Raw genomic sequence first — 14,485 nt, forward strand, 5'->3', positions numbered from 1 at the left:
AAGGTATGCTCAACTTGCGCATCGACGATTTCATGATCGAGCTGAAAGATGGCGCGATCAAGAATGTTGGCCCATCGAACAAGAGTGGATCGGCGAAGCTGTTCAACGTGGAGTCAGCGGAAGCACGAGAGTTCGGCGACAAGCGCGTGAAACTGGTGTTCGAGGACGATGAGGGGAACGAGGTGCAGGTGGCATTGTTCCCGGAATACGTCCGGAAGATCGCATCAGATATCGAATCATTAGAAGACGACAGCCCGGTCTTCGAGTAGCTGAAAGACAGTTGTCATCATTCGGTTGCAGTTCGTCGGTCACTCTTTGTTCGATTCGTTAGGGACACAATAATAATACCATGGTACGTTGTAGCATGATTCGGAGAGCATGTCCACGATAACCGACCCTGATGCACCGGAACCTCCTTCCGAAGAGGAGGAAAACGAACTACCCGCAGCTTCGCTTTCGGCCCCGATCCGGCTCGTCGGCTTCTGGGCCGCGATCGCGCTACCATTTCTCTATCTGCCGCTGTTGGCGACCGGGCTGGAAACGACCGGCCAGCGCCAGATCTTCCTCGTACTGTTGGTGTTGAATCTGGTCGCCCTACTGGTTGGCAGACGGCACTGAGCGGGTGTTTAACCCGCCACTAATCTATTAGTTGCGAGTTAACATGCACCACATATCTTCCTTTAGTGACGCTATAACTATAGCTTTTCACGGATGAGGAAAAGGTATGTCCCAAGCAGCGATGACCGTCGGTTGTCCCCACTGCGGGACGGCCTCGACGGTCGATATTGCGAGCAACGATGGGGACGTAAGCCTCCCGGACGAGGACCGGCTGAAAGGGAGACGGGTGAACTGTCACCACTGCGGTGACGACTTCTCCTTTTATTACTACTAACTCCCCATTCGTTCGATTCGACGCGGGAAAATCCGCGTCGGGATTTCGACAACCGTTTTAGGCCGGGACTATTCTATGCCAGTATAAATGGGTAACTGCGTCATTTGCGGGACGTCTGCCGACGACGAAATTTGCGCCAGTCACGAGCAGGACGTCCTCTTCGAATTCGAAGGTAACCGACCTGAACAACTCACCGCGGGGCGATACTACAGAGGTACCGTAGACGGCTTCGCCGACTTCGGCGTCTTCATCGACATCGGTGACAGCGTCACCGGCCTTCTCCACAAGAGCGAGCTAGACAAGCGACTCGAAAGTCTCGACTGGAACCAAGGCGACACGGTGTACGTCGAAGTGCTCGGCGTCCGTGACAATGGAAACGTCGACCTCGGTTGGTCGATCCGCCAGTCGGAACGGGAGTTCCGTGGCAAACTCATCCAGGACAGCGAAAACACGTACCTGGCCGACGAGAAGTCGGAAACCGAAGTGCAGTCGAACAGAAGCCGATCGAGTTCCAACCAGTCCGGCGCCGAGCAGTCCAACGCCAAGCAGTCGAGTTCCAGCCGGTCGAACGCCGGGCAATCAAATGCCGAGGAACGGTCGGCTCCCACGACCGACGGCTCGGGAAATGCAGTCGGTAGCGCGACGATTCCAGAACACGAGGAGCCACCAGAGCGCGTCACCATCGAGACACTCGGTGAGCGCGTCGGCGACCGCGTCCTGATCGAGGGCGAGATCGTCGGTGCGAGCCAGACGAGCGGCCCGACGGTGTTCGAAGTGCGCGACGAGACCGCCGTCGTCGACTGTGCGGCCTTCAAAGAGGCTGGCGTCCGGGCCTACCCGGAAGTCGACACTGGCGACGTGGTTCGACTGACCGGAGAGGTCGAACTGCGGAACAACGAACTGCAGGTCGAGACGGAGCATCTGGATGCCCTCGCAGAAGAGGAAGAGGCCACCGTCCACACGCGACTGACCGAGGCGCTTGAGAGCGAAGCACGTCCGGCCGACGTCGACCTGCTCGCCGACGATTCGAAGGTCGAGTCGATCCACGACGACATCAAGGACGCCGCAGGAGCCATCCGCCGAGCAGTCATCGAATCTCGCCCCGTCATCGTTCGGCACAACGCGACCGCAGAGGGCTACGTGGCCGGGGCGGCAGTGGAACGCGCCGTCCTCCCGCTGGTACGCGACGAGCACGCTCGAAGTGACGCACAGTACCATTTCTTCGACCGCCGACCGCTCGAAGACGGCTTCTACGATATGGAAGACGCGACGAAAGACGCGACGACCATGCTCGATAACCGCGCGCGCCACGACGAGAAACTCCCCCTCTTCGTGCTCGTGGACGCCGGAAGCACAGTCGAATCGAGCGATGGTCTCGACCTGCTCGACATCTACGACGCACCCCACGTCGTCATCGATACGCAGTATCCGGACGAAGACGTCGCCGAGAACGCAGACGTGGTCGTCAACCCCTTCCTCGGCGAGTCGGGTACGGACGTGACGGCAGGCGTCCTCGGCGCGAACGTCGCCGCCCACATCAACACCGACGTTCGTGAGGACGTGGCCCACCTCCCCGCGGTCAGCTACTGGGAGGACACGCCCTCGGAGTACGTCGAACTGGCGGAAACAGCGGGCTACGACGAGGCACACGTCACCGCCCTGCGCGAAGCAGTCGCGCTGGAGGCGTACTACCAATCCTACGAGGACAAGCGCGAACTCATCACCGACCTGCTCTTCGAGCACGCGAAGCGTGACCTCGCGGAGCACGTCAGCGAGCAGTTCCGGAAGAAACTCGACGACGAACTCGACACCGCGGAGCCGAACCTCTCGGTGCGCGGCGCGAACGGCGTCACCTTCACCGTCCTCGACACGGACGCCTACACGCACCGTTTCGACTTCCCATCGACACCCGTCCTCCTCGATGCGCTCCACCGGCACGACATCACGGGCCAACCGGGTGGCCCGAACGTCACGCTCGGCCTCGCAGAGGACGAGATCCACATCCGAAGCGACGCAGGAGTCAACGTCCGCGACATCGCCGACGCGGTTCGAGAACGTGCACCCAACGCCGGAATCGTTCCCGTCGGCACCCGCGACGGGAAATTCGAATTCCTCCGCGGCGAGCGCGAGGCGGCTCTGGATGCGGTCATCGAGTCGGTCAGCGAACACGTGAACTAGGAAACGAAGTCGCTCGTTCTCTTCTTATGTACTGAAACGTACTGATCTGTACTGGTAGCTGTGCATAGCTGCGTTGTCACGGTCGCTACCGTCCGAGCGTGATTACGACCGATGAGGAATGAATGGAGTTACGACGAGCAAACGGAATCACGATCGTTGAACGAAACTGGAAGTTTGGTGACTGTAGCGCTAGCTGACGCTCGAGCAAAGCCACGCCTACGGAAGAACAAAGCTCTTCCCTACTACTGAAAACGCGACGCGTTTTCAGGACACCAGGACAGCAAGCGGCTGTTTGGCCTTCCGCAGAACCGGAAGACGGTCAACCGCCGAAAGCGGGTGGTCGGCTCAGGATTGGCCGGGCCTGCCGCTGGCAGGCCCGGCCTGCGGTGCCTGGTGGCAACGGGCGAGTGAAGGAAGAAACGAGTGACGAAGCCACGAGTGACTGACTGGGCGAAAGTGTGGCTTTGCTCGAGCGTCACGGCGGCCTCACCTTCGTCACCACTCGCTTATCAGGAAACTGTTCCAGATGACGAGTTCGACTCCAAATCGTTCGTAGACGACACGCTTATCCGGCAGAACCAACCAAATACGACGTAATGAGTACCGAGACGCCGGACGCCACGGAGACGGAGGCGTTCGAGCAAGTCTGCGAGGCGCTCGTCGAGCGCATCCTCGCGGGCGAGATCGAACGAGATGACGTGGAGCGTGCGAAACTCGACGCCTGCTCGGAGTTCTCGGCACCGAAAGTGCCGAAGAACTCCGAGATACTCGATTTCGCACCGAACGAGCGCCGCGAGGAATTGGAAGCGGTGCTCCAGCGGAAACCGGTTCGCACCGCGTCGGGCGTCTCGCCGGTCGCCATCATGACCAGCCCGCACCAGTGCCCGCACGGGAAGTGTCTCTACTGCCCCGGTGGGCCATCGTCGGAGTTCTCCTCGTCCCAGAGCTACACAGGCCACGAACCGGCGGCAGCGCGGGGCGTGCAGAACGATTACGACCCCTACGGACAGGTCACGCTGCGACTCGAACAACTCCGCGAGATCGGCCACCCCGTCGACAAGGTCGAACTCATCCTGATGGGCGGGACGATGACCGCCCGGAGCCACGACTACCAGGAGTGGTTCGTCAAGCGCGCGCTCGAAGCGATGAACGACTACGACGTGAACAAGGAACCGGAACCGGCGGAGGGCGTGAGCTTCGCTCAAAGTTCGGAAGAGTACGAGTTCCGCTATCTGGAGGACGTCATCGCCGAGAACGAGACGGGCAGCGTGCGCAACATCGGCACGACGTTCGAGACGAAACCCGACTGGTGTGATCCCGAACAGATAAACCGGATGCTCGACCTGGGCGGAACGAAGGTCGAAGTCGGGGTGCAGACCACCTTCGAGCGCATCAACCGCGAGATGCACCGCGGGCACGGCGCGCAAGCCTCCATCGAAGCCAACCAGCGTCTTCGGGACTCGGCGTTCAAGGTCGGCTTCCACATGATGCCCGGCCAGCCCGGTATGTCGAAGGAGATGTGTCTGGAGGACTTCCGGCGCATCTTCGCGGACGAGAAGTGGAAACCCGACTACCTCAAGATCTACCCGACGCTCGTGGTTCGCGGCACCGCGACCTACGACTGGTGGTACAAAGACGAGTACGAACCCCTCCGCAACGAGGAGGCTGCCGAACTCGTCGCGGAGATCAAATCGATGATACCGAGGTACGTCCGCCTCCAGCGCGTCCAGCGCGACATTCCCGCCGATTTCATCGACGCCGGGGTGTGGAAGTCCAACCTTCGCCAGCTCGCGCGCCAGAAGATGGACGAGCACGGCTGGACCTGTGACTGCATCCGTTGTCGTGAAGTCGGCATGAACGACCAAGATCCCGAATCGGTCGAACTGGACGTGATGACCTACGACGCCGCCGGGGGCACCGAGCACTTCATCAGCTTCGAGGATTTCGACAACGACCTGCTCGTCGGCTTCGCCCGGCTACGCTTCCCCGGCGACCCGGTACGCCGCGAACTCGACAACGCGGCCCTCATCCGGGAACTCCACGTCTACGGGAGCGAGGTGTCGGTCGGCGCGGCCAGCGAGGACACCCAGCACCAACACCGCGGCTACGGTCGCCGCCTGATGGAGAAAGCCGAGGAACTCGCCGCAGATGCTGGATTCGAGAAGCTAAGCGTCATCTCCGGTATCGGCGCGCGGGAGTACTACCGAAACAAACTCGACTACCATCAGGACGGCCCCTACGTCAGCAAGCGCGTGTAGGAAGAGTCGTCCACCGATGGGTGTCCGGAATCCTATTCGAATCCTCGACACCCCGAACCACGTTTCCGAAAGATCGTACTGAACCCGCAAAGATCGACTCACCTCAACCCTGGGCAGGGACGGCTTCGACGTCGTAGTCTTCCGTGAGCGACTTGAGTTCGTCGAGGGCCTCTTCTTCCTCGCGCAGATTGGCTTCGAGGAGGTCGGCGGCCTCGTCGTGGCCGAGTTTGTCGGCGATGAACGTGAGGTTGCCGTAGGCGGCGATCTCCAGATGCTCGGTCTTCTCGGCGGCAGCCACGTCGAACAGGTTGTGGACGTTCTGTTCGGGGTCGTTGTCGGTGAACTCCCGATGATCCTGGACGAGACCGTCGAGTCCGTGTACCGTCTTCTTCTCGGGCGACTCGCCGATGTGGTCGAACACCTCTTCGAGGCGGTCGACGTGCTCTTCCGTCTCCTCTCGATGCTGGCGGAAGGCGTGCTCGATGTCGTCGTGATCGACATCGTTGCTGAGTTCGTCGAGCACGTCGAGGAGTTCGTTTTCGACGTAGTACATCTCTTTCAGCCCTTCTTCGAACAGATCGTCGAGCGTGTCTCCACTCATGGCAACTAAACCGATGACCGCGATTTCAGTAAGCGACGGTGCTGCACACGCAACCTATTTAAACTGAGCTTCGCCAGAACATACCCGGCTGGCCGCGTTGCACAGGTTTATCAAGGAGAAGGCAGAATGGGAATATGCCGAGGTACGACGCTTTTCTCGTCGTGTGTCGGCATCAGGACTGTGCGCCATCACGTGGGTTTGGTCGGGACCCACCGGCTTCCGGAGGCCACATCCAACCTCGTCGTCTCGCCTCGTCTTCCACCCTTCGTCTCCGAATCGACTACTTCGAGTTCTCTAGATTCCTCTCACTCGCGAAGTGTGTCGGTGAACGACTTGACGAAGAGAAAGGCTCCAAAGACGACGAAGGCGAGGGCGATCGACGAGGGGCCTTCCAGATGCGATCGGCTGACGACGAGGAACGTGAGCAGGGCGGCTACGATGGCGAGACTGAAGGTAACCGCATCGTCTCGATTCATGTACGTAGTCGCTCCCTCCCGCTAATAAAAATATGCTCACCTGAAGGCGGTCGAACACGATGGAGAGTTGCCTGCAGTGCTCGGCGTCTCTTAGTCGTCGTCCTCGATCTTGATATCTGCGGACAGCCCCTGTGCCATCTGGATTTCCTTCGAGTTGTTCATCGTCCACGCCGTGCGTTCGGTGACGGCTTCGATGGCTTCGCGGGCACTCGGGTAACCGTTGCCGGACTTCTTCACGCCGCCGAACGGGAGCTGGACTTCCGCACCGATACACGGCAGGTTGGCGTACGCGAGACCGATATCGGCGTTGTCGCGGAAGTAGTTGATCTGGCGGTAGTCCTCACTGACGATGGCTCCGGCCAGTCCGTAAGGCGTGTCGTTGTGGATCTCGACCGCTTCCTCGATGTCACCCGAGTACTTGAGCAGGGCGACGTGCGGACCGAATACCTCTTCTTTGATACAGCGAAGGTCGGTGTCGTAGTCGATCTCGTAGACGAACGGACCGACCCAGTAACCGTCCTCGTGACCCTCGGGAATCTCGTCGTCGTCGAGTTCTTCGCGGTCGACGAGCACGTTCGCGCCCTCCTTGCGGGCGAGTTCATTGTACTTGCCGAACTTCTCGACCTGTTCTTCGTTGACCATCGGCCCCATGAACGTGTCTTCGGAGAGCGGGTCACCGACGGAGACGTTCTGGGCGAGTTCGACGTACCGCTCTTTGAACTCGTCGTACACGTCCTCGTGGACGATGAGTCGCTCACTGGAGACACAGCGCTGGCCCGTCGTCTTGAACGAGGACATGATGGCGCTGTGAACAGCGATGTCGAGGTCGGCGTTCTCGGTGATGACGATACCGTTCTTCCCACCCATCTCACAGGCCGCGAGTTTGCCGGGTTCGCCGCCGACCTTGCCCGCGATCTTGTGACCGACTTCCGAGGAACCCGTGAACAGGACGGTGTCCACGCGCTCGTCTTCGACGATGGCGTTACCGGCGTCACCGAAGCCCTGCACCATGTTGAATACGCCCTCGGGAACGCCCGCATCCTCGAACATCTCGGCGATGATCTGGCCACACCACGGCGTCTGCTCGGCGGGCTTCCAGACGACTGTGTTGCCCTCGACGAGCGCGAGCGCCATGTGCCAGAACGGGATGGCGACCGGGAAGTTCCACGGGGTGATGCAGCCGACGATGCCTCGCGGCTTCCGGCGCATGTAAGCGTCCTTCGCCCCGATCTCGCTCGGGACGACGTCGCCGTGCGGATGGCGGGCGTTGCCCGCAGCCCACTCGACCATGTGCGCGGCCTCGACCACGTCGGCTTTCCCCTCGGAGATCTCTTTGCCGCACTCTTTCGTGATGATCTCACCGAGTTCGTCGGTTCGCTCTTTCAGTTCGTGGTAGATGTCCCACAGGTGCTCGGCACGGTCGATGTACGAGAGGCTCGCCCACTCGTCTTCGGCCTCCTCGGCCGCCGCGAGAGCTGCGTCGACGTCCGCGGGGGTGCCGCGGTGGAACTCCCCCAGCGTCTCCTTCGTCGCCGGGTTGACGCTCTCGAACGTCTCGTCGCCCTCGCCCTCGTGCCACTCGCCGCCGATGTAGTGGCCGTATACCTGCTGGCTGGATTGCTGGCTCATATCTTCGACAAGAACTGGGACGGGTACGCTAAAAAAGTCTCCCAATTATCGCTCGCCGGAGTGGTCGTTCGGAATCGCGAACTGACTGTTCGACGCTAGATTCTCAGCTCGAATTCTTCTTTCCTTCCTGTTCTTCCGTCTCCGCCAGCTTCTCGATCTCGCCTTTCACGCTCGCCGCATCGAAGTCGTGATCGGGGCGCATGTTCACGAAATCGAGGAACTCGCGGGCGGCGAGCAGTTCTTCTGCGGTGTAATGTTCGCGGGCGGCCACCACCGAGTCACGAGCGCCGATGAGGGGTGCGAGCGACGCCAGCGCACACGCGAGGTCGTACGACCGGGCTTCGTCGATCCGCTCTTCGTTGACGCTTGTCGCGTCGATGAAGTAGATCTCGCCGTTCGCGACCAGGACGTTCTCTCCGCGCAGGTCGCCGTGAGCGAGGTGGTTCTGGTGCATCCGCGACAGTGATTCGAACAGCGCCGGCGCGTACTCGCCCACCTCGTCTTCGGGCATCTCCTCGAACGTCTCGAACTCGGGAAGGTACTCCATCACCAGCACACCGAGTCCGTCGGCTTCGAACGCTTCGATCGGTGCGGGGACGTTCACCCCGACCTCGCGCATCTTTCTCGTCGCTTCGAGTTCGTGTTCCGCCATCTCCTGTGGCCCGGCAAAATGTTCGAAAAAACCCTCCGTCCCGCTGGAGAACGCACCCAGGTTTCGCACGCTGGTGAAAAGTGCGTGGACGAGCGAGTTTTGGCCCGACGTGATCTTGACGAACCACTGGTCGTCCACGACACAGGGCGTCGAGAGCCAGTTGTCCGCATCGATGAACTCGACGCGGATCTCTTCACGGTCGTACCGCTCTGCGAGTTCGCGGAGTACCGTTTCGAGTCGTGGCCACTCGATAGTGCCACGCACCAGTTGCCGGATTCCCATCACCGATTTAAAACGCCGAGGGCACATAAATCGTTCCCGGCCCATAGCGGGCTTCGCTGTCTTTATAGCCCAACCCGCGTAAAAATCCACCATGGATTTCAACCTTCCTGACGAGCACAGGATGGTACGGGACACCGTCCGGCAGTTCTGCGACGAGGAGATCGAACCGATCGCACAGGAGATCGAGACCGAACACCGATTCCCCGAGGAGATCTTCGACCAACTCGCTGACCTCGACATGATGGGCGTCCCCGTCAGCGAGGAGTACGGCGGTCTCGGCGGCGACCAGTTGATGTACGCCCTCGTCACGGAGGAACTGGGGCGCGTCTCCGGCTCTATCGGCCTCTCCTACGCCGCACACATCTCGCTCGCCTCGAAACCCATCGAGCTGTTCGGCACGGACGAACAGAAAGAACGCTGGCTTATCCCACTCGCGGAGGGCGAGTATCTCGGCTCGTGGGCGCTCACCGAACCCGGTTCAGGGTCGGACGCCAGCGACATGGACACCACCGCGGAGAAGGAAGGCGACGAGTGGGTGCTGAACGGAACGAAGCAGTTCATCACCAACGCCAACGTCGCCGGAAGCGTGCTCGTCAAGGCCGTCACCGACCCCGGCGCGGGCTACGACGGCATCTCGACGTTCATCGTCGACCCCGAGGAGGACGACGGTTACGAGGTCACGACGGTCTGGGACAAACTCGGCCTCAACGCCTCGCCGACATGCGAGATTCAACTGGACGACGTGCGCATTCCCGAAGACCGCTTGCTCGGCGAGAAAGGCGACGGCTGGGAGCAGACGAAGAAGACCCTCGACGGCGGTCGCATCTCCATCGCCGCGCTCTCGACCGGCATCGCGCAGGGCGCGTTCGAGGCCGCCAAGAAGTACAGCAAAGAGCGCGAGCAGTTCGGCCAGCCCATCTCGCAGTTCGACGCCATCCGCAACAAGATCGTGGACATGGACCGGAAGATCGAACGCTCGCGCCTGCTCACCCACAAGGCGGCCTGCAAGTACGACGAAGGCCACTCCGTCTCCCACGAGAGCGCGCTAGCGAAACTCGACGCCAGCGAGTCCGCCCGAAAGGTCTCGGAAGACGCCGTGCAGGTGCTCGGCGGCTACGGCTACACCGAGGATTTCGCCCCGCAGCGATTCCTCCGTGACGCGAAGCTGATGGAGATCGGCGAGGGGACGAGCGAGATTCAGCACTTGGTTATCGGGCGGGAACTGGGACTGTAAAAATCGAACGCTGTCAGTACGTCGGACTCTCTTCTCGCTCCTCGTCGCGCTTGTTCACCACGCGCCCGAAGACGAACAGCGCATCCGACAGCCGATTCAGGTAGGTCACGGCGTCGTCGTTGATGTCTTCCTCGCTCGCGAGCGCGACCGCACGGCGCTCGGCCCGACGACAGACGGTTCGGGCGTGGTGGAGATTCGCGCCCGCTTCGCTCCCGCCGGGGAGGATGAAGGAGGTGAGGGGGTCGAGTTCCTCGTCGTAACTGTCCATCCACGATTCGAGCAGTTCGGCGTGCGATTCGTCGATCTGCGGGTCGTCCTCGTCGGGGTCGGGGTTGGCGAAGTCGGCCTGCACGACGTGGAGATGGTTCTGGATCTCGCGGAGGTGGTCGTCCACGTCGTCGTGACCCGTGGGTCGGCATCGACCGATGAGGGCGTTCACCTCGTCCACCGTGCCGTAGGCTTCGATGCGCGGACTCGCCTTCGAGACGCGCGACATGTCCTGCAGGTCGGTCTGGCCCGCGTCACCGCGTCCGGTGTAGATCTTCATGCGAGCGACTGCTCCACGTACTCGACGATGTTCTCGCTCTCTGCCATCGTGACGCCACTGTCCTCGTCCACGAGTACGGGGACGCCGCGCTGACCGCTGACGCGTCGCACTTCGTCGCGCTTCGAGTGCAGTGCTTCGACCCACTCAGTATCGTACTCGATGCCAGCATCGTCCAGGGCATCGTGGACTTTCTCGCAGTACGGACAGCCGTCGAGCGAGTACAGTGTTAACGAACTCATATCTGGACGATGGGACGCGATAGTAAAGTAAGCTATCGTCCCGGCTTTCGAGTCGGACTCTTGTACTTAGATAGAATTGGCTGTCTGGCGGGTAGAGCACATCTTTTGGCCTCTCGCGTCGTATCAACAGGTATGGAAGGGGACGATAGCCACAGCGATGTGCGGCGAAGCCGCCCGGAAACCGAACGAAGCTATGGAATCCCCGAAAGCTCCGACGGGATGCTCTCCTGGGAGTTCGTCAGAGAGAAGATGGCGGACGACCAGAACTACTGGGTTTCGACGACGCGACCTGATGGCCGACCGCACGCTCGTCCGGTCTGGGGTGTCTGGGTCGACGACACGTTCTACTGTGGCGGTGGCGAGAAGACGCGCTGGGTTCGAAATCTGGCGACCGACCCGGAACTCACCGTCCATCGAGAGAGCGGCGAAACGGTCGTCATCATCGAAGGAGTCGCAGAGCGCGTCACGGAGACAGCCGACCCCGCGCTCGTGGCGCGGGTCGATGCAGCCTACGAAGGAAAGTACGGTATCCAGCACGGAACGCCCTTTTTCGCGGTTCGACCACACGTCGTGTTCGCGTGGAGCGACTACCCGAACGATGCAACTCGATGGCAGTTCGACCGGACGTGATAGCGTTGGATGGCGAATTCGATATAGTCGGATACGGTTTATTTCCCGGCGCAGGGTGGCGATTTCCAGCCACGGGTTGATACTCCCGCAGGACGAACTGATAACATGACCCGCGCACAGGAGTTGGTCGAGTACCTCGCGGGGGTCGATTCGATCGCGATCGTTTGCCACGACAACCCCGATCCGGACTGTATCGCTAGCGCGCTCGCGCTGTCGATCATCGCCGAGGAGTACGACGTCGAAGACGTGGAGCTGTTCTACGGCGGGACGGTCTCACACCAGCAGAATCGGGCGTTCATCAATCTCTTGCACGTGAACATGAAGCACGCCGACGCGTTCGACCGGGACGATTTCGACAGCGTCGCATTCGTCGACCACGCAACACCGTCCGGCCACACAGAACTCGACGCCGTCACCCCCGACATCGTCATCGACCACCACTCGACCGAGAAACCGAAAGGGGAGTTCGTCGACCTCCGCAAAGATTACGGGGCGACGGCGACTATCCTCGTGGAGTATCTCCAGGAACTCGACATCGAAGTGAACGTCCAACTTGGGTCTGCACTGCTGTTCGCCCTCCACCGCGAGCGGATCGACTTCATCCGCGAGCCGACACCCAACGAGTACGCAGCGGCACTGCACATCTGTCGCCAGGCAGACCTCGAACTACTCGAAGAACTGTACGGAGCCGCGTTCTCCCCGGCAACGGTCGATGCCATCGGCGAAGCGATTCAAAATCGGGTTCAGCGAGGTGCGACCCTCGCCACGTCAGCGGGTCGGACGAGCGAGCGCGACGCGCTCGCGCAAGCCGCCGATTATCTTCTGAACGTCGAAGGCGTGAACACGGTACTCGTGTTCGGGATCGTCGATAGTGCGGTGGAGATGAGTGCGCGCTCCATCGACCCTCGGGTTCACGCAGGCAACGTTCTCAAAGAGGCGTTCGACGACGTCGGAAGTGCGGGTGGGCACGCCGACATGGCTGGTGCACAGATTCCTCTGGGACTGTTTGCCGATACGAACGCGGACGACAGCGAACTCGTCGAGTTCGCATCTCGGCGAGTCTTGCACCGATTTTTCGACGCGCTTCATCTCGAACGCGAAGCAGGGTAACCCCGTTCGAAACCAGTATCTTGAAATCCACGTGATTCAGAGTGGGACGTATGAGTCTCGAAATGGAACACGACTGTCCAGAGTGTGGCGACAAAGAGACATTCTGGCGCAGTGCGAGTACGACCCTGCATCTCGGCGAGAAGACGAAGTGGCGCTGTGCCGAATGTGACTACGGACTGGTTCGCATCGACGGCGACATCGACTCCGCGGCGTAAGCACGACTTTTTTGCGAATCCGTATTCTGCAGGCATCTCAGCCCCCAGTGACGACGTCCAGCGACGCTTTGTATCGAATATATAAACCACATCCCGATATATTAAATCTGCCACCTCGTCCCACTGGTCGTCTCAGTCGTCGTAGTCGGCGTTGCAACGCGGTCGCCCTCCTCGGGTGGAACGAGTTTGTAGACAGCACCCTGACCGCGGACGCTGGCCGTCTCGCTCGTCGAGACGTACAACTCCCCCTCTCGGTCACGACCGAATGCCAGAACGAACCGTGCGAGGTCTCCGTTCTCGCTCCCTTCGATAGCCAGTTCACGAAGCTGCCACTGGTCGGCTTCGGAGTTCGGCCTGGTGGCGAAGAACAATCGCCCGCGCGGAGAACGAAACGATCGGCTCCAGTCGCCGAAGACGTACGCCCCGTAAAGTTCGGGAACCGCGGACCCTCGATACACGTGTCCACCGATGACAGCGAGTCCGACCGACCGGCCACGACTCCGGTGTGGATACTCGATGATGGGCTCCCGCAGTGTGGTTCCATCGTGTGGCGCTCGCCCAGATGCGGTATCGGGACACCGTTTCGGTGACCGTTTCGGATTTCGAGCGTCGAAGCAGTGCGTTCCCTCTCTGACGTTCCACCCGTAGTTGCCCCCCTTCCAAACCAGATTCACCTCCTCGAACCGCAGTTGGCCGACGTCCGCCACGAAGAGGTCGTCACTGTCGAACGAGATTCGCCACGGATTACGAAAGCCCCACGCCCATAGCTCGTCTCGTCCATTCCTGCCGACGAGTGGGTTGTCGTCGGGGATGGCGTACGATTTGCCACCTCCCCAGTCGTCCACGTCGATCCGGAGGATACTCCCGAGGAGATTTCGGGTCACGTCCTGTCCGTTGCCGCCCCGATTACGCGAATACCAGTCGCTCACGTGACCGCGCCCGGTGTCTCTCGCGCCACCACCGTCGCCGAGTGGGACGTAGAGGTACCCATCCGGGCCGAACGCGACATCTCCAGCGTTGTGGTTCGCCTGCGGCTCGGGAACTTCCAAAATCCGACGCTCGGAGTTCGGGTCGGCAGTACGTCGGTCATCGTTCGCGCGAAACTCGGAGAGTACGGCAGCGTGGTCGAATTTGGCGGGCATCGACGGTTTCGGTGGCGCGCTGTACCGGACGTAGAATCGGCGGTTCGTGCGAAACGTGGGATGGAAGGCGAGTCCCAGCAGCCCGCGCTCGTCCGTGGAACCCGGTTGCATCGTTAGCCGATCGCGCAGGTCGAGAAACGGTTCGTCTCTGATTCCATCCTCGTCGAGAACGTAGATTCGACCGATCTGGTCGACGACGTATCGGTATTCGACCCCATCCACAGTTTCGAACGCGACCGGTTGCGTGAGCGGCTTCGCTGCCACTTCTCGTAATCCGATGTCGGCACCGGTCGGAATCAGTGGTGGGCGGGTCGCCTCGCTCCGATTCGAGACGACCGCACCGAAAACAGCAGTGCCACCCATCGTTACAGTACGTAGAAACCGGCGTCTAGAACCCCCC

The 14,485-nt window shown here is 60.9% G+C and carries 16 protein-coding genes; 9 read left to right on the top strand and 7 right to left on the bottom strand.

The annotated features are described in order from the left end of the window. Positions 1-5: 5 nt before the first annotated feature. The 5 genes from ACR3FE_RS03560 to ACR3FE_RS03580 all read left to right on the top strand — a co-directional run bounded on the left by ACR3FE_RS03560 (position 6) and on the right by ACR3FE_RS03580 (position 5,328). The gene (locus tag ACR3FE_RS03560) at positions 6-269 is read left to right on the top strand and encodes a hypothetical protein (RefSeq protein WP_458205502.1); all 264 of its coding nucleotides are present in this window, start codon (positions 6-8) and stop codon (positions 267-269) included. Positions 270-378: 109 nt separating this feature from the next. Continuing rightward, positions 379-618 carry a DUF8028 family protein gene (locus ACR3FE_RS03565; protein ID WP_458205504.1) on the top strand — a complete coding sequence of 80 codons (240 nt, stop codon included), beginning with the start codon at positions 379-381 and terminating at the stop codon, positions 616-618. 106 nt (positions 619-724) lie between these two features. Then, positions 725-892, top strand: a complete 168-nt coding sequence (locus ACR3FE_RS03570; protein ID WP_458205505.1) for a hypothetical protein — start codon at positions 725-727, stop codon at positions 890-892. A gap of 87 nt (positions 893-979) precedes the next feature. Further along, positions 980-3,070: a DHH family phosphoesterase gene (locus tag ACR3FE_RS03575; protein ID WP_458205507.1), complete on the top strand. Its 2,091-nt coding sequence runs from the start codon at positions 980-982 to the stop codon at positions 3,068-3,070. 596 nt (positions 3,071-3,666) lie between these two features. After that, the gene (locus ACR3FE_RS03580) at positions 3,667-5,328 is read left to right on the top strand and encodes a tRNA uridine(34) 5-carboxymethylaminomethyl modification radical SAM/GNAT enzyme Elp3 (RefSeq protein ID WP_458205509.1); all 1,662 of its coding nucleotides are present in this window, start codon (positions 3,667-3,669) and stop codon (positions 5,326-5,328) included. A 103-nt stretch (positions 5,329-5,431) separates the two neighbouring features. On the opposite strand, the gene ACR3FE_RS03585 is transcribed toward ACR3FE_RS03580, so the two are convergent. From ACR3FE_RS03585 to ACR3FE_RS03600, 4 genes are all read right to left on the bottom strand, one after another. Then, the gene (locus ACR3FE_RS03585; RefSeq protein ID WP_458205510.1) at positions 5,432-5,929 is read right to left on the bottom strand and encodes a YciE/YciF ferroxidase family protein; all 498 of its coding nucleotides are present in this window, start codon (positions 5,927-5,929) and stop codon (positions 5,432-5,434) included. Between the two features lie 305 nt (positions 5,930-6,234). After that, complete coding sequence (locus tag ACR3FE_RS03590) at positions 6,235-6,405, bottom strand: hypothetical protein (RefSeq protein ID WP_458205512.1); 171 nt, start codon at positions 6,403-6,405, stop codon at positions 6,235-6,237. Positions 6,406-6,495: 90 nt separating this feature from the next. Continuing rightward, the gene (locus ACR3FE_RS03595) at positions 6,496-8,034 is read right to left on the bottom strand and encodes an aldehyde dehydrogenase family protein (protein ID WP_458205513.1); all 1,539 of its coding nucleotides are present in this window, start codon (positions 8,032-8,034) and stop codon (positions 6,496-6,498) included. A 103-nt stretch (positions 8,035-8,137) separates the two neighbouring features. Further along, entirely contained in the window at positions 8,138-8,968 is an 831-nt protein-coding gene (locus ACR3FE_RS03600) for an RIO1 family regulatory kinase/ATPase domain-containing protein (protein WP_458205514.1), read from the bottom strand. A 91-nt stretch (positions 8,969-9,059) separates the two neighbouring features. On the opposite strand from ACR3FE_RS03600, the gene ACR3FE_RS03605 reads away from it, so the two are divergent. Further along, a complete protein-coding gene (locus ACR3FE_RS03605) occupies positions 9,060-10,202 on the top strand; it encodes an acyl-CoA dehydrogenase family protein (protein WP_458205515.1) in 1,143 nt (380 codons plus the stop codon). A 13-nt stretch (positions 10,203-10,215) separates the two neighbouring features. On the opposite strand, the gene ACR3FE_RS03610 is transcribed toward ACR3FE_RS03605, so the two are convergent. Together ACR3FE_RS03610 and ACR3FE_RS03615 are read right to left on the bottom strand one after the other, a co-directional pair. Next, on the bottom strand, positions 10,216-10,749 hold the full coding sequence (locus ACR3FE_RS03610) for a cob(I)yrinic acid a,c-diamide adenosyltransferase (protein WP_458205517.1): 534 nt from the start codon (positions 10,747-10,749) through the stop codon (positions 10,216-10,218). Then, positions 10,746-10,988: a glutaredoxin family protein gene (locus tag ACR3FE_RS03615; RefSeq protein WP_458205518.1), complete on the bottom strand. Its 243-nt coding sequence runs from the start codon at positions 10,986-10,988 to the stop codon at positions 10,746-10,748. Before ACR3FE_RS03615 ends, ACR3FE_RS03610 begins: the two co-directional genes overlap by 4 nt. 132 nt (positions 10,989-11,120) lie before the next feature. Between ACR3FE_RS03615 and ACR3FE_RS03620 the strand changes: the two genes are divergently transcribed. The 3 genes from ACR3FE_RS03620 to ACR3FE_RS03630 all read left to right on the top strand — a co-directional run bounded on the left by ACR3FE_RS03620 (position 11,121) and on the right by ACR3FE_RS03630 (position 12,943). Next, positions 11,121-11,618: a pyridoxamine 5'-phosphate oxidase family protein gene (locus tag ACR3FE_RS03620; RefSeq protein WP_458205520.1), complete on the top strand. Its 498-nt coding sequence runs from the start codon at positions 11,121-11,123 to the stop codon at positions 11,616-11,618. A gap of 105 nt (positions 11,619-11,723) precedes the next feature. Continuing rightward, complete coding sequence (locus ACR3FE_RS03625; protein WP_458205522.1) at positions 11,724-12,728, top strand: DHH family phosphoesterase; 1,005 nt, start codon at positions 11,724-11,726, stop codon at positions 12,726-12,728. A 50-nt stretch (positions 12,729-12,778) separates the two neighbouring features. Next, a complete protein-coding gene (locus ACR3FE_RS03630; protein ID WP_458205524.1) occupies positions 12,779-12,943 on the top strand; it encodes a DUF7838 family putative zinc beta-ribbon protein in 165 nt (54 codons plus the stop codon). A gap of 101 nt (positions 12,944-13,044) precedes the next feature. Here ACR3FE_RS03630 and ACR3FE_RS03635 read toward each other — a convergent pair whose 3' ends face one another. Continuing rightward, positions 13,045-14,448 (bottom strand): PQQ-dependent sugar dehydrogenase, encoded by a 1,404-nt coding sequence (locus tag ACR3FE_RS03635; RefSeq protein ID WP_458205526.1) that lies wholly within the window; start codon positions 14,446-14,448, stop codon positions 13,045-13,047. Positions 14,449-14,485 lie beyond the last annotated feature (37 nt).

It is taken from the genome of Haladaptatus rarus, from assembly GCF_054177585.1.

Excerpts from the sequence above, each read along its gene's own strand:
- ACR3FE_RS03560 (WP_458205502.1), top strand. The coding sequence starts at position 6 with ATGCTCAACTTGCGCATCGACGATTTCATGATCGAGCTGAAAGATGGC.
- ACR3FE_RS03565 (WP_458205504.1), top strand. The coding sequence starts at position 379 with ATGTCCACGATAACCGACCCTGATGCACCGGAACCTCCTTCCGAAGAG.
- ACR3FE_RS03570 (WP_458205505.1), top strand. The coding sequence starts at position 725 with ATGTCCCAAGCAGCGATGACCGTCGGTTGTCCCCACTGCGGGACGGCC.
- ACR3FE_RS03575 (WP_458205507.1), top strand. The coding sequence starts at position 980 with ATGGGTAACTGCGTCATTTGCGGGACGTCTGCCGACGACGAAATTTGC.
- ACR3FE_RS03580 (WP_458205509.1), top strand. The coding sequence starts at position 3,667 with ATGAGTACCGAGACGCCGGACGCCACGGAGACGGAGGCGTTCGAGCAA.
- ACR3FE_RS03585 (WP_458205510.1), bottom strand. The coding sequence starts at position 5,929 with ATGAGTGGAGACACGCTCGACGATCTGTTCGAAGAAGGGCTGAAAGAG.
- ACR3FE_RS03590 (WP_458205512.1), bottom strand. The coding sequence starts at position 6,405 with ATGAATCGAGACGATGCGGTTACCTTCAGTCTCGCCATCGTAGCCGCC.
- ACR3FE_RS03595 (WP_458205513.1), bottom strand. The coding sequence starts at position 8,034 with ATGAGCCAGCAATCCAGCCAGCAGGTATACGGCCACTACATCGGCGGC.
- ACR3FE_RS03600 (WP_458205514.1), bottom strand. The coding sequence starts at position 8,968 with ATGGGAATCCGGCAACTGGTGCGTGGCACTATCGAGTGGCCACGACTC.
- ACR3FE_RS03605 (WP_458205515.1), top strand. The coding sequence starts at position 9,060 with ATGGATTTCAACCTTCCTGACGAGCACAGGATGGTACGGGACACCGTC.
- ACR3FE_RS03610 (WP_458205517.1), bottom strand. The coding sequence starts at position 10,749 with ATGAAGATCTACACCGGACGCGGTGACGCGGGCCAGACCGACCTGCAG.
- ACR3FE_RS03615 (WP_458205518.1), bottom strand. The coding sequence starts at position 10,988 with ATGAGTTCGTTAACACTGTACTCGCTCGACGGCTGTCCGTACTGCGAG.
- ACR3FE_RS03620 (WP_458205520.1), top strand. The coding sequence starts at position 11,121 with ATGGAAGGGGACGATAGCCACAGCGATGTGCGGCGAAGCCGCCCGGAA.
- ACR3FE_RS03625 (WP_458205522.1), top strand. The coding sequence starts at position 11,724 with ATGACCCGCGCACAGGAGTTGGTCGAGTACCTCGCGGGGGTCGATTCG.
- ACR3FE_RS03630 (WP_458205524.1), top strand. The coding sequence starts at position 12,779 with ATGAGTCTCGAAATGGAACACGACTGTCCAGAGTGTGGCGACAAAGAG.
- ACR3FE_RS03635 (WP_458205526.1), bottom strand. The coding sequence starts at position 14,448 with ATGGGTGGCACTGCTGTTTTCGGTGCGGTCGTCTCGAATCGGAGCGAG.